The sequence below is a fragment of the Moorena sp. genome (assembly GCF_982860115.1).
In genome coordinates, this window is the sequence record NZ_CEYLVT010000186.1 from 1 (window position 1) to 15,239 (window position 15,239).

8 protein-coding genes are annotated in these 15,239 nt (G+C 43.4%); 2 read left to right on the forward strand and 6 right to left on the reverse strand.

Translation table 11 applies throughout. The features are described from left to right. The coding region (locus AC4II3_RS24670; protein ID WP_488029641.1) for a hypothetical protein at nucleotides 1-308 on the reverse strand (308 nt) is incomplete at its 3' end. A 72-nt stretch (nucleotides 309-380) separates the two neighbouring features. Between AC4II3_RS24670 and AC4II3_RS24675 the strand changes: the two genes are divergently transcribed. Beyond that, complete coding sequence (locus AC4II3_RS24675; protein ID WP_488013637.1) at nucleotides 381-1,163, forward strand: thioesterase II family protein; 783 nt, start codon at nucleotides 381-383, stop codon at nucleotides 1,161-1,163. Between the two features lie 310 nt (nucleotides 1,164-1,473). Here AC4II3_RS24675 and AC4II3_RS24680 read toward each other — a convergent pair whose 3' ends face one another. Then, nucleotides 1,474-3,849, reverse strand: coding sequence for a hypothetical protein (locus tag AC4II3_RS24680; RefSeq protein ID WP_488013639.1), 2,376 nt, complete (start codon nucleotides 3,847-3,849; stop codon nucleotides 1,474-1,476). 201 nt (nucleotides 3,850-4,050) lie between these two features. Next, nucleotides 4,051-12,090 (reverse strand): LamG-like jellyroll fold domain-containing protein, encoded by an 8,040-nt coding sequence (locus AC4II3_RS24685; protein ID WP_488013641.1) that lies wholly within the window; start codon nucleotides 12,088-12,090, stop codon nucleotides 4,051-4,053. A 609-nt stretch (nucleotides 12,091-12,699) separates the two neighbouring features. Between AC4II3_RS24685 and AC4II3_RS24690 the strand changes: the two genes are divergently transcribed. After that, complete coding sequence (locus AC4II3_RS24690; protein ID WP_490722911.1) at nucleotides 12,700-12,924, forward strand: hypothetical protein; 225 nt, start codon at nucleotides 12,700-12,702, stop codon at nucleotides 12,922-12,924. On the opposite strand, the gene AC4II3_RS24695 is transcribed toward AC4II3_RS24690, so the two are convergent. The 3 genes from AC4II3_RS24695 to AC4II3_RS24705 form a co-directional block, all read right to left on the reverse strand. Next, nucleotides 12,921-13,697, reverse strand: a complete 777-nt coding sequence (locus AC4II3_RS24695; protein WP_490722912.1) for a glycosyltransferase family 2 protein — start codon at nucleotides 13,695-13,697, stop codon at nucleotides 12,921-12,923. The two genes, AC4II3_RS24690 and AC4II3_RS24695, sit on opposite strands and share 4 nt — an antisense overlap. Before the next feature lie 163 nt (nucleotides 13,698-13,860). Continuing rightward, nucleotides 13,861-14,124, reverse strand: a complete 264-nt coding sequence (locus AC4II3_RS24700) for a hypothetical protein (RefSeq protein ID WP_490722913.1) — start codon at nucleotides 14,122-14,124, stop codon at nucleotides 13,861-13,863. A gap of 41 nt (nucleotides 14,125-14,165) precedes the next feature. Then, nucleotides 14,166-15,068, reverse strand: coding sequence for a glycosyltransferase family 2 protein (locus tag AC4II3_RS24705; RefSeq protein ID WP_490722914.1), 903 nt, complete (start codon nucleotides 15,066-15,068; stop codon nucleotides 14,166-14,168). Nucleotides 15,069-15,239: the final 171 nt, after the last annotated feature.

A 15,239-nucleotide genomic window follows, 5' to 3' on the forward strand; every position in this document is an offset into this window, starting at 1 on the left:
TTTTTTACTTTGACCTCAGGTGTGGGGTGTAGGGGGTGGGGTGTGGGGTGTGGGGGTACAGACAAGCGATGCAGCAAGGGAACTGAGGAGGCAGCGCCGCCAAAGGGGGTTTCCCCCACTCGCGCTTTGCATGGCTGACAATGATGATTGAAGAGCGATGCAGCGCCGCCAAAGGGGGTTTCCCCCACTCGCGCTTTGCATGGCTGACAACGACAAATTAAGTATATTTTCTTATCCCCCACACCCCACAACCCACACCCCACACCTGAGGTCAAAGTTAAAAACCTACCCCTGTGAGATCTCCCCATCTCCCCATCTCCCTATCTCCCCATCTCCCCATCTCCCTATCTCCCCATCTCTCTACTTAAGGATGAAGTTTCATGGTATCTACACTAACGTCTAACCCCTGGATCGTTTGCCCTAAGCCGAATCCCAAGGCTAATCTGCGCCTGTTCTGCTTCCCCTGTGCTGGTGGTACTGCATCAGCCTATAGTACATGGTCACAGGACTTGCCATCTAATGTAGAAGTTTGCTCAATCCAACTGCCGGGACGGGGTAGACGACTAATGGAGCCACCCTATACTCGGCTGTCCCGTCTTTTAGAGGCTTTTGTACCTCTCCTAAAACCCTATCTGGACAAGCCCTTTGCCTTCTTGGGTCACAGTATGGGGGCTGTACTTGCCTTTGAAGTTGCCCGTCAACTGCGCACAGACAAGAATCCTGAACCAATTCACCTGTTTGCCTGTGCTTGTTCAGCTCCCCAAATCCCGATCAAGAAGCCCTACATCCACAAATTACCTAAATCTGTGTTTGTAGCAGAACTGTCTCGTCGTTACAATGCTATCCCTGAATCGATTCGGAAGGATAAAGCGATGATGCAGCTGTTTTTACCCAGTCTACGAGCCGACCTTACCATGCTTGAGACCTATACTTACACCATGGATAAACCTCTGAGCTATCCCATTTCGGTTTTCGGAGGTTTCCAGGATAATGCCATTAGTATTGATAATCTAGAAGCTTGGCGTCAGCAGACCAATAGTTCATTTGTAATCCAAATGTTGACTGGGGATCATTTCTTCCTGCACAACAACAAATTATCGTTTTTGCGGGCATTATCCCAGCAGCTTTCTTCGATCAAGTTTCGTTACTCGCTGAGTGCTTGAATTTTATGGTTACCTTAGTTGGACATAAGCAATTATCCTCCTCAAAACCTGCGAATTGTTTACATCGAATTGAGGTTCCATTGGGAATAGTTTTCAGCTGAGCAACCGCAGGCCAAGGCAACCATTCCCCCCCGCCAAGATGCCCAGCCGTGTCAACCCGACATCGATTCATGGAACAAAGCCTATGAAGGGGAGAAACTTTGTCTAGAATAACTCACATTAGGCAAAGTTTCTATTGGTCTAATCTGCTCTTTATTACAAACGTTTACATCTTGTTCAATTTTGCAGGTATTTCTTCTTTACCCCATGATCATGATCTGGCTCGTCTTGGGGTTTTACCTGTGTTGTACTTAGACTTGAATTTCTGAGCGGCGATCACCACATCGGCGAAGCTAGTTCTTGGTTTCCGTAGTTTGATCAACTCATTCTTGATCCATACAGACTTAGTAGGTAACTCATTATTGATTTGGGTTATAGCTTTGGAAACATCGAGTTGATTGCCATTACTGGAAACTTTAAGGTTCACTGTATTACCCAACTTGTCAGCAATTTTCCTCAACCCGTCTTCAGTTGTATCGTCATATTCTCCAGGCTTAAATTTAATCACTGTACTGGTTGAATCATCATTATCTGTAGTGTTAACTGCTTGGATGGTGACATCAGCCAAACTAGTTTGGAAGTGATGTTCCATAAAAGCTCTTACTGGTGCAGGAATATTAGTTGGGGGTGTAATTCTGGTGTCACCTTCCGTCTTCCATACTTTTAATTCAGTATCGACATCGAGTCGGTCTTCTGTTCGTCCCTGGTTCTGGAGCCAATTTGGTAAATCTGCTGAACTTTGAGGAGATACAGTCCAGGTTAAACCGTCCCAATCAGCGATTTTAAAGTCCTCGCCGTTAGGTCCTTTGGCACGAATCATTGCCCCTGTTGATAGATCAGAAATAGAGGTAGAATAAGTTGTCCGTAGCATGTCTGCATAGGATTTTTTGCCATCAGTTCTGGTGCCATATTTGGGTTGAGTATCACCAGTATTAGGAGTCAGCTCATGATAAACTCCAGCAGTGGTAAGTTCTTTTGCCATTTTTTTGAGTTCATCGTTGTCGTCTCTGGTGGTATCGTTGGCGATCGCCTCTAGTTTCTGTTTCACTGTCGGATCTAGAGGTATTTTGGCATTATTTTTAATATCGTCTGTTATTGGTGTGGTGACATAGTAGAGAAAGGGCAGTGCTTTATCTTTTCCACCTTCCGACATCAGATAAGGTTTTGCCGTTTGTCCCGAATCATCTTGGTATTGGTAATCTAGTCCAAACTGCTCGATCGCATCTTTTGCAGATAAGGTTTGGGAATACTGATTAAAGTTACTGAAGCCAGACAGTGCGGGGTCTCCAGATGTTTTTTTGAGCAGATTTTCAATTTCAGTTTTGGAGATTACCTTCGTAGACATTTCGTAACTCGAAGGTTTTTGCAGACGGGTATAATTTTCATGGAGCAGATGAGTAATGATTTCTATATCGCTGTCGTTATAATCTTGTGGTTGCTTGTTACTGAGATCGTTTTGAAAAGCAACCACAAGTTTGTCAGCGTATTGTTTCAGCTCATTATCTGTGGCTTCACCTTTGCTTATCTTCTGGGCAATATCAAAGGGAACTGATTCAACGTGACCGTACTTGTCCGCAATTGTTCGGTATAGCTCAATGTCTATGCCAGAAGATGTACTAGCTTTATCTTTCCAGCGTCGGGCAATCTGAGTAAGCTTGCTAATCGTGATTGTGCCTGCAGTTTTATTACTACTAACGTAGTTTTCCATATTGGCAAACAATAAGGGATTGGAATCCTTTAGTAGTTCCTTTTGTTTATCGGAAAAGTTCGGTACTTCTAAACTAGCTTCTGAAAAATCCAGATTTTCCCAACTACTGGAGTCGAGCATTACTTGCCGCTTGGCATTATCATCTGCTGCCTCGTTTACCCTTTTCAGAGCATCATCTGTGAGACGATGGATGGTTATTTTAGTGACTTTAGGATCATCTGTAAATCCCTCCATCCGCTGACGCATCTCAGGTAATTCTACGTTCCAGAAAACTGTAGATGCGCCTATGTTTTTCGGAAGAAAGACATGGACTTCACCCTCAGCATTGGCAGCTAATTCCTTAGACACGCTACTCCAGACATTATATTGACTGTCCCAGATATAACCAATTTGCTCATCGGATTGAGTAGTAATCTTCAGTCGATCCCAAAGTTTACCAACTTCTGTTGCATCAAGGGGTTGAGCATGTTCATCGGTAACTCCAGCACTTTTGAGAATTTCCTTGTCATCAACGGCAAATCGACCAATTCCATAAGAACTCCATAATAGAGTTGAACCCTTAGCAGCAACTGGTCCAAATGCTCGGATAAACTCAGATGTCTCATGGTGGAAGGCATCAACTAAATTTTGTCTTCCTTTTTCCCCTTCTGCTCCGCCTTCGTCGAAATTACCGTAACCTTTCCCTAAGCCTTCGATTCGATTGTTGTATAAAGCTTTAACAAATGTCCTAAAATACTCTTCAGCTTTAGTTTTATCTATACTTCCATCTGAGTGTTCTTGGACTTTATCAATAAAATCCTGCCTATATTTCTCTGTCATTTCTTCCATAAATTTTTCCAGAGAAATAGCTGTATTATTGGCATTATTAACTTGAGGCATAATTTCTAATCTCCTAAATAAATTAGAATCACTTTGGACTTTTATAAGGACATAGCAATGCCATGTCCCTATTTTTTAGTTCCCCGTAGTGTTACTAGTACAACACGGCGGAAATAAAGCTACTACTCCCAATCAACCAAAAGCCTATGAGAGCAACTTTTTGGCTTTTGACTTTTGACTTCCGACTTCCGCATAGCGGCACTAGGCATCCTCAGGTAAACCGTAGTATTGCGCCATGTATTGAATGATTTCTTGTGAGTGGGGTTGCAACTCTGGTAAATATTCTGCCAAAGCATCCCGCACTGCATCAGCAAGCTGGACAAAACTTTCTGTCTTGTTTTTCACGAAAGGCTCTAGGGTTTTAACCAGTTGCCAGTTGCTTTCAATATTTAGTGCCCTGGCGTCTTTGGCTAACTGGGAAGCAGCAGAATCATTAAAATCTTGTAGCACGCGGCTGACAAAAGTGACTCGATGCATAATGCGCCAGCAGGCGGGTTTTTTATTACTTTGCTGGGCTTCCCGTAAGGCTTGGGCATTGGGTTCGTCGCTTTGCTCAATCCAAATAGGATCTACTACCTTGTTATAGAAATCTTCAAAGTTTTCCGCCTTAGGTTCTAGGTAGAAGGTCATAAAGCGATAGGCATCCACCTTGCCAGGAACTTTAATGGGATTCCCCTGGGTGTCATACTGGAGCAAGAAATCTACATTAGGCGTATCCCAATCCTGTTGCTCTAGGGGGATTTCATATTTGTATAAGTCGTTCTGGGGATTAACCTGAACTTCAACTCGGAAGGATTGGGAGGCTTCGGCGCTTTTAGATTGGGTCATATTCAGACTCCCACCCATACTGCCGTTTAAATCAAATCCGAAAGAGCCACCAGCAGATACATTCAAGGAAATGCCGCCACTAAAATTGCTGTTAAAGGAATAGGAACCGCTGCTAGACTCTTGCCTGACATCCATAGTATCGGTGGTTTCCGAATAAAATCCCCCGTCTGCTGTCCAGACATAGGTATTGGCAATATTGCGAGTGGCAAATTTTTCCGGTAAGCTTTGATCTTTGGTTAGGGCATCGGCAAGGCTGCCAAAGGTGGTAGCAGCACCTAAACCAATTCCGGCACCAGGAATCGCGGCGGCAGCACTGGCTAAAAGCCCAGCATTGGTACCCATGACATCTTTGAGAATGCTATTGGATAGGGGTGAGGCATTATAGTTCTGGTAATAATTTTTTAGTTCCTCTGCTTCCCTGTCAATTTGCCGTTTTAGAGCATAGGTTTCTATGGGTTTGAAGTAACTATATTGTCCGTACTGAGTTGCCTGGGGATAATCGGGGTCAGTTTGAACACTGCCATCAGGTTGATAACCGACTTTACCGTCGAGGGTTCCCTGTTTGGTATAGCGGGGGTTGATGGGGAAAGAAATAATATTCCAATCTTTGGGAATATCAGGGTTAGGCTGGAAGCGATAGGAAATTAGGGCTTTGTTATGAGCTAAGCGCAAGGCAAATACATCTGCTGTTTCTGATTGCACCAGAGCAAATCCCTGATTCTTGGGAACATACCGTCGCCCTAAGCGTTGATTGAGGAGATTACTTTCATCTTCCCAATAACCACTCATAGAGGCCCGCATATTTTTAGTCAGAGTTCGCCCACTACTGGTGCTTTTTTCTTCAGTCCAGCTACCAGAGGACTCAAACTTGCCACTACCAGATACCTTGAATTCTACTTCGGCGTTGAAAGAGATACCAAAACCAAGAGGAGCAAGCAAAGTACGTAAATCTAAGTCTACGCCAGCGGACATGGCTGCTTCAAAGGAAGAGTCAAAACCGTTTTCTTTGGAACTTGAGAAGTTGTAAGTCACTTCTTCTGCTTCAATTAGTTCCACCGTGCTGGCTTGCTTGTAAGTGTCAGTGTCTGCCGCCGTTATGGGTCCTACGGTCATGTTTTCACTGGGTATTGGTGGTGCGCCTTCGATGTAGCCAATAATCTGGGGGTCAAACTGTACCTGACTTACCCATTCGGTAATCAAATTGCCTACTTTGTAACCAGTAATTAACTGCCATTTACCATTTTTAATGTAGGTGTAGCAGCGTTTGAAGACTCCAGTGAGATTCTGTTGGCTGTCATATTGCATATCCCCGTACTCGGTGACAGCAGGACTACTACCTATCTGTTCGTTGAATACAGTTTTAATTCCTGCTAAGGCCGAACGCACTTGTGGGGTATCGCTGCTGATAGGAGCATCAGAAAAAACAGATGCAGGTTTGTTGGCATCTGCCCCTACAGGGAGATGGTTTCCTGCCAAGCTACTGTCTTTGACTTCATTATCTTTAATTTCATCAAAGGTGTAATTAGCTAGTAGGTCTTGCTTTTCTCCTTTGAGACGGGTAAAGATATTGTCGAGAATCTGCTCTTGGGTGCGTACTACTTTCCAGACTCGTACTTCTTCCAGAGTGCCTTGGAAATATTCTTGGTAACTACCATTTTTGTAAGCACCAAGGGTAAATTGCTGATCTCCCCAGGTAACCAGTGAATCAGACGATGGTACTGATTCTGTTCCTAGGGGAATGCCATTACCATAAACAAGCAACTCGGAAGCTTCCACATCTGGGTTTTTACACCAACTAGCACCTTTGATTTGAGCATGGTTGCCACCTTTAAAATCATTGGCAAGGTTGCCTTCGTTTTCTTCCAACTGCCACCAGGCAACTAAACCTTCTTCCTGACCTGTAAGATTTTGGTGGATTTCACCTTTTTCCAGTGCCCGACTCCAAAGCTTTACTTCTGCGATTTTACCCTTAAAATAATTGTTGCCTGTCCTGCCAATTTCCAGTGGTTGACTATTGCCATCGGCATTAACAGCAGGTTCAATTACTCGACTGCATACCAGCAAACTGTCAATATACATTTTTAGTTCTAGCCACTGAGCAGTTCCTTGACCACTGATAAATGTCGGTTGCTGGGAGGTAGTTGTAGTATTCTGGTTTGTCAAGCCTTCCTTGAGTCGTTTACCCCGTTTTTTGGAGGCGACATAATCAGCTTTCATCGCCTTATCAATTTTTTGATTTTCATCAGTGCTGAAATTACTAGTCTTTGCGTCAATATTGGCTACATCTCCAGTTCCCCATGCAGTTGGATCTGCTCCACTATCAGTGGTTTCGATAATTTTTTTACGGGTAACGGCAATTTTGTGGACTGTATTGGTCTGAATTGTGCTGGCGGGAGACTCTAGGTTATGAATCGTACCTTGACTATCTTCAAAGGAGAAAATCAGTTTACCTCCTTCTACTCGCAAAGCATAGGGTACACTTTCTTTTTCTACCCCAGAACCCATTTGACCTTTACTGAGGATAGTGCGTCGGTTGCTGTCAACTACCCGTACCACTGTTTCTATGGTCAAGTCCTCACACAGATTCAGCATGCGGTTTTTGCCGCAGTCGAGATAGTCGTTACCATCGAAGCTAAGGGCATAGGATTGGTGGAAACTCAGAGCAAAATGGTTCCAATTACCGCTGGGAACAATATCCTTAGCTTTGAGGAAGCGCTCTCCAACTCCAGCAAAAACTTTGTAGGCATTGAGGGCAGAAGCTACATTACTAGGACTGCCATATATAGTTCCATCATTGCCATTGCCACTATAGTCCTTGGCTATTCCTCCTTCGCAGTCTTCAAAGTGCCAGTAACCTACTAAACCAGGTTCGTTGCCACTGAGTCTTCGATCCTTGTCGGCGTCGATTTCTTCTTCGCTGCGAGCATAGTTCCAGATGCGAACTTCGTCTATTGCACCATTAAAGTAGTTACCTGTTGAGTACTTTCCAATGTAAACTTTATGACCTGATGCTGCTGCCACGGTTGATGGGCCATCTATGAGTTGCCCATCTTTATATAAACACATACTCTGATCTTGATGATCGTAAGTAACGGCTACATGAATCCAAGTATTATTGGCACTGGCTTGGGATTCTTGAACAATATCCCAGGTCCCATTATGCCCAGAAGACAGGTTGCCACTAGACATGAACAATGCATGCTGATTAGTATCACCAGAAATAATGTTTGGATTTGATCCTGCTGTAGAGCTTTTTCTAATCCAAGCTTCCTTGGTATATGAATCTGGTAATATATCTCCACAGTCGATATAGTTACTTGACCCATCTAACTGTAGTGCTGACATCAAGTCTTGTTTTTGTAGCCCCAGAGTATATTGACTATTTGCCGATTTATGATGTATTAACCGAGTAACATTGCTGACTTCAGTAGGTTTAACCCATGCCTCCAGAGTTAGGTTAGCAACAGCATCCATCTGAGCTAATTTAGCCTGAGATAAAGCTAGATATTTATTTTGTCCATCAAAGTCTAAAGCCAAACCAGGGGCATCAGCTACCCAACGACAAGAAGGAACATCGCCCAAACTTGTAACTATCCCATCAGGAATTGTGCCTGCGGTTGCTTCGGAATAGACAAGAAATTGCCGCGAACCATTTTCTAGTTGCAGATAACTATTGTTTATTAAGGTGAGGGGGGATGGCACATTTTGAGGATCACCATTTATAGTTCCATCATTGCCATTGCCACTATAGTCTTTGGCTATTCCTCCTTCAAAGTGCCAGTAACCTACTAAACCAGCTTCGCTGCCAATGAGTCTCTTATCCTTGTCGGCTTTGATTTCTTCTTGGCTGCGAGCATAGTTCCAGATGCGAACTTCGTCTATTTTTCCATCATATTTCCTATCCTTGCCGGTGATGAGGCTGTCTCCCAATCGGACTTGTGCCGCTGTTGTTAAGGTGTGGTTTTTGTTAATTTCATTCAACCATAGATCACCATTGAGGTAAATTTTCATCTCTCCATCGACAGCATTTTTAGTAAAAGCCCAGTGAGACCATTTACCCTTGTAGTCACTTGCACTAGCCGCTTTTGTTATTCGGTCATAACTGCTACCGTCGTTGCCGCAATCAAAGACAATGTTCTCACTACTCCAAGGCAAGTGGATATTTAAGATTCGATCATTATTCGCGTCTTCTGCCTCAATCACAGAACTATTCTTAGGTTGAGTACTCCCACCGTAAGCCCATAAACTGATCGTAATTTCGTTACCGGAAGGTACACTCTTTGGTGGCAATTCCACATAATCATTTTGCCCATCCAACTGCAGTGCCGACGAAGTGACAGAAGCATTGGCAGCGTAATCGTATAGAACCAAATAAACTGGAGTGTCTTCTTCTACATCTATATATGCGCTGTTGATAGGAATGTTAGTAGCGTTAACTAGAACTTCTGCACTTGTAGTAACTTTATTATCACCAATTTTCAGAATCTCACCTGCTTGTAGCCTCCGATTAGTTGCTTCCACCAAGGTTATTGCCGTTACTGTGCCGGATGTTTCGCCTACTTGTCCTAAATAGAGAGGCTTTGCCTGTCCATTCAGCACTTTGCTAAACATACGGGGATCTCGCGGCACCTGCTTCCAGGTTTCGCTAATTCCTGTTTGAGGATTGGCAATGGTGACTTGACAGGTATCATTACTATTGCCAGCACTAATAGTAATGGTGGCAGAGTTTGACTCTTCGCCAACTGAACGGGCAAGAAAGCGAACTTTTTTCCCGCCTATATCAATGAGTTGTTGAGCGCGGGCTGTTTTGGTGTCGTAGTAAGCAGTAAAGAACTGCGTGTTGGTTCCTTGGAAATAAAGAGCTAATTTACCCGTAGCACTGTCAAATAGCTGTGGGGTGTCACTAGTATGGACAAAGCCTAGTAATGCCCCGGAAGCAGTCAAGCCATCAGAGTCGGTATGTAACAGAGCCATTGGCAATGATACTTGACCGTATAATTTTTCTTTTTTGTCTTCAAGTTCTGCTTGCTTGGTGCTCAGGTCGCCTTCTTCTTGAGTGAGTTGCTCCATTTTGCTATCGTACGAATCTTTGTCAGCTTCCAATTGAATGATTTGGCTATTCAACTCATTGATCTCATTAGTCAACCTGTTGATCTCAGCAGTTGCGTCATTCACTTTTTTCTCAGCAACGAACCTACTCGTACGAGGCGGGAATGACCTCGTACCATCGAGCATCTCTTGATAGCGCTGTCTTGTGCTTTCTTCGCTGTTTTTTTGCTGAGACTTTTGATTTATCTGCCCCTGCAATTGCTCTATTTCCTGCACTATTTGCTCCGGGGAAACAATCTCTAGCTGAAGTGTTTGAATACTTTGTTGGAGTTGACTAACTTCCTTTTCCAAATTCGCAACTTCAGTAAAAGAATTCTCGATAGAACCACCGTCAATATCCGTTCGATTTAGCCAACTCAAAGGTAGGTTATCTGGTACTTGTGCCAGCTTTCCTTCACGGGAAACTGCCCAATCTATTGCCGCAATATACTTGTCAGTGGTTGCACTTCCATCTGCATCTAAGCCACCTGTAGCCACTGCCAACATAACGCGGGCATTAGTTTTAATCGGCTTGCTTTCTTCCCCATTACCCACTTGGGCATCTTCTTGCTGGAAATACTGCACCGCCGTTAATCCTGACTCAATCGTGCGCCCAGCAAAAGAAAAACTATCGCGACTCATACCTGGGTGATTCCCAATCAGGGCATCTGATTTTTCCCAAGTTGCACCAGAAATTGTACCATTGTTAGCAGAATCGGTCTGGTCGTAAACTGTACTACTAGTATTTTCATCAAACCGCCAATAACCAACTAATCCTGGTTCCCTTCCTACTAAGCGATGATGTCGATCTTCCTTGATTTCATCAGCACTACGGGCGCGATTCCAGACACGGACTTCATCAATAGAACCGTTAAAATATCCCGCATAACCTTTGCCAAGGAAGACGTTTTCCGTACCTGCGGTAGCAGCAGTCTGAGTAAGAATCTCCTCACCTGCTGCTGTACCATCGATGTACCAGGTTAGTTTCCTGCTTTCAAAGTCTCTGACAATAGCAAGATGAGACCACTCATCCCGGAATAGTCCAAAGCTACTTAAAATTCCCTCAAAGGTATCGGGATTGATATTAATATCACTGGGATTATCACCACCAGTACCGTAGTAATAGGAAAGTTTGCCATCCACTTCCAGGGTAATGGCTCCTTCACCGTTATAGGCTTTACAGAAAAGACTTTGCCTACTAACCAAAGACATGGGTTTGACCCACATTTCAATCGTCTGACTGCCTGTAATCTGTAATTCCGACGGATTCCCTAAATCCACATAATCATCAGTACCATCAAAACTAAGTGCCGATTCTGCTGCACCCTCAGTACTGATAATTGGCACTAATTCCTCATTGGTAAATGGGTCTACTCCGGCACGACGTTCGTAAACGGAATATTGATATTCAGGTTCGGGACTGGTGTAATAGATAGTGCCTTTAGTATTAAACAAGCCATCAGCAGCCCGCTCAATATTAAAAGAGTCAATCTTGCTAGTAGCACTGTTATAAGTAAAGATTTGCCAGCGTTGAATATTAGCGACTTGAGTCGGTAATAACAGGACTTGAAAACGTCCCTCCTGAAGCTGGCGCACAAAGTCTAGCTCTTGGGTAGGCTCATAGAAAGGATTGCCTTCCATATCTTTAGCCCCCAGACTATCCTTGGCATTAGCTGCTAGGGTTTTGTTGCGGCTGCGTTTATAACGCACTTCCATCTTGGACTGCAATTGAGTGCCCAAAAGGATAAAGCGGTCTAACAACAGAGTATTGTTGACTATCGGTATTCTGTTACCACCCGAAAGCACAAAATCGGAGTCTGGTCTAGTAGTATCCCCAGAGGAACCACCGCCTTGGAGTCTGGTGAGTTTATAGACTATATCTTGGTGACTACCAGCAATAGACTGACGGAAAACATAGATATACTGACCATCGGAAAGCACCTGGAAAGGCGCATCTGCCGTTAGCCTTGCTGTAGTGGAGAGGAAGTTATCAATTTCATCAATGTTTAAATTTTGTGGCTGGTCTTCAATTCGCGTTCCTTTCTTAACTGTGGGCATTCTGGTAGCCCCCACCAAGCCATAACCCACCTGACTAATTTCGTTGCCAAAATACAGTGGGCTGGGATTTTTTGACCAGTACTCTACATCTATTGGCCCTTTGTCTTCATCACTGTCGCTGAGATCAAGAACTGTGTAATAGATACATCGTTCATCGTCCATGGCAAAGGCAATCAGTGTGCCTTTGTGTCGCACCAGGGTGGGGTGTTTGTAGGTTTTGTCCTCATAGGATTTGACGAAATTATCAAAGATACTTTGGTTGTTCATAACTATTATTTCCTTCGTGTGTAGTGTTCGATCGTGAACGGAACCAACGGTTCACGGTTGCAATTGACACCAGCCTGTAGCTCAGGGGGTGACAACAAGGCATTAAACTAAACAGGGTGTGGGGTGTGGGGGGTAGGGGGTGGGGAAAATAAAAGCGATGCAGCTTCGGAACAGGGGAGGCAGTGCGGTCTTGGGGGTTTCCCCCATGAGCAACTGCCGTGGTTTCCCCCGGAGACCAAACCTTAGACAGTTGAGCCTTTATGGTTGGTAGGCTATGCAGAAAAGGGGTAAAACTTATTGATTAGCGTGATTTGCGCCTTCATGCGGGGGTTTCCCCCACTCGCGCTTTGCATCAAGACAAGGCTCAACTGTCTTACGGTAAATTCAAACCACTCGCTATTGCATCAAGACAGGGAATTTGGAGTGAGTCGGTGGGATAACAATCGGTCCGAGACCTGATTTAACCGTCCCGTCGCAACTCCGCCAGCTCCTGATCTTCCCCTACACCCATCACCCCACACCCCACACCCCGTAAAGCTTTTAAGGCTGTTTGTCACCCGTCAGGGGCTATCCTGTTACTAAAACTATTCGTCGTTATACAAAAATAGGTTGCCCGATTACAGTCTTCAGATTAGGGGAGGGTGGGGAGATGGGGAGTTTGGGAGATGGGGAGTGTGGGGAGATGGGGAGATAGGGAGTGTGGGGAGATGGGGAGATAGGGAGTGTGGGGAGATGGGGAGATGGGGAGATGGGGAGATGGGGAGATGGGAAGTTTATTATAGTTTTTGCCTGTTCCCGATTCCCGATTCCCGATTCCCGATTCCCGTCATTTAAATATGATAGAGATTACTCACCATTAGTTTACTGTTTTGATCGTTGATAAATCGCTGGATAAATTCGGGGATTTCTTTATTGTGATTAGGATAGACAGTGGATTGCCAACAATAGGATACTTGACCAAGTTGGAATAATCGAAATGCTAAATCTAGATCGGCTCCTTCGGGAATTCTAATGGTTTGTTTAAATCCACCGATTTGTTGAAGTGCTTTTTTCCAAATCAGGGCATTGGCTGTAATTAATGATTCTGGTCTACTGATCTGGCACTCTTCAATCATGGTTAAGGGAATGAATCTTTCTTGACCGTCATAAAATTTTGATAATAAATCCTTGCCCCATGCTTTAACATTACCTGCATAGCCTATTGAGCCATTTTTAGTATTAAGATAGCCTTCGATAAATGATTCAGAGGGAAGACAGTGGCTATCGGTAAATAAAATCCAATCTCCTTTGGCATAGTTGATGCCTACATTTCTGGCAGAGGCTAAATCATTTTTTGAGCATTTCAGTAATCTGATCGAAAGATTATTACCTTGGAAGTGTTGATCGATAGTAATTGGTCGCCTGGAGTTATTATCAACAATAATTATTTCTTTTGGATAGATGTGGGGATTCTGGTTGTTAAAAAACTCAGTTAAAAATAAATCCAGTCCTTCTTGATTATTCCTAACGGGAATAACGATTGATATATCAGATGCTTGAATGTTTAAGGGTACAGTAAAATCGGAGTAATTCTGTGGCGTTGAATGAAGTTTATTGATGAAAGTCATAGGATTACCTCAATTGTCTGGATTAGAGTTCTGCCAACTGACTAGTGCATGCAGGGGGGGCAGAAATAACAAACCCGCGTCCTACAGTGGAAATCCTTGATATTAAAGAATTTCAGACTTCAGACTTCAGACTTCAGACTTCCGGGTAGCTGCACTATAACTCCTATACACAATCTTGGGTATTCCACCAGGACATTTTTGGGGAGATAGGGAGATGGGGAGATGGGGAGATGGGGAACAGGGAACAGGGAACAGGGAACAGGCAATAGGCAATAGGCAATAGGCAATAGGCAATAGGCAATAGGCAATAGGGAAAAAATCCTGTGTAGCTGATTAGACCTCTTGCAAAAGTAGTTTTCGGATAGTGTTCTTGATGCAGTCGCTCATGGGGGAAACCCCCAATACCGTAATGGTGCGTTTTCCGCATTAAGAATTAAATTCGCCACGGGTCGCACCGCTCCCTACTCCCTACTCCCTACTCCCTACTCCCTTTGCTATATTTCTATATCCTACTATAAGACACACATATTGTAATCTTGACAAGAGTTGATTGATAAAACCGGGTTTATTTGGAATAAAAGCTTTAGGAGTTAAGTCAATGGAATATAGCTGACTGACGAGTTTGTTGCCTTTTCCATATCTGATAAATCTTTTAATAAATCCGATAATGCCGTGAGTGAAATCATGATAGACAATTGATTGGCAACTATAGGATAAGTTGCCAATTTCTAATAACCTAAACCCTAAATCTATATCTTCACCGGCAGCGATTTTAATAATTTCGTTAAACCCACCGATTTTTTCAAGGGCTTTTTTCCACACTAAGGCATTGGCTGTAATTAAATATTCCGGTCTGATCATCTGGCCATCTTCAATAACTTTTAAGGGAACAAGTATTTCTTGAGTTTCATAATAGTTTGACAATACATCATTGCTCCAGGCTTTAACATTACCTGCATATCCGATGGAGCCATTCATGGCATTAAGATAGCCTGTGATTAAGGATTCTGAAGGAATGCAGTCACTATCGGTAAATAAAATCCAATCTCCTTTAGCAGAGTTGATTCCCATATTTCTGGCAGATGCCGGTCCAAGTTTTGAGCATTTTATCACTCTTATTGAAAGGGGAGCAACTTGAAACTGTTTAGGGATAGTAATCTCTGGCTTTGATTCATTATCAACAATAATGATTTCTTTGGGATAGCTTTCTAGGTTCTGGGTTTTGAAAAATTCTGACAAAAATAAGTCAATTCCTTTCTGATTATTCCTGACGGGTATAACTATCGATATATCAGATGATTTAATGGTTACTGGTGCAATTAAATGAGCTTTCTTTTGTGGCTTAAACCCCAATTTACTGATTAACGTCATAGGATTGGCTGAATTTTCTGCTTCAGAGGTTTTAGACCCCTATACAGAATCTCTGCTACTCCATCAGGACATTTTTGGATAGAGTGGGGAGATGGGGAGATGGGGAGATGGGGAAGTGTAGAATTTAGAATTTAGAATTTAGAATTTAGAATTTAGAATTTAGAATTTAGA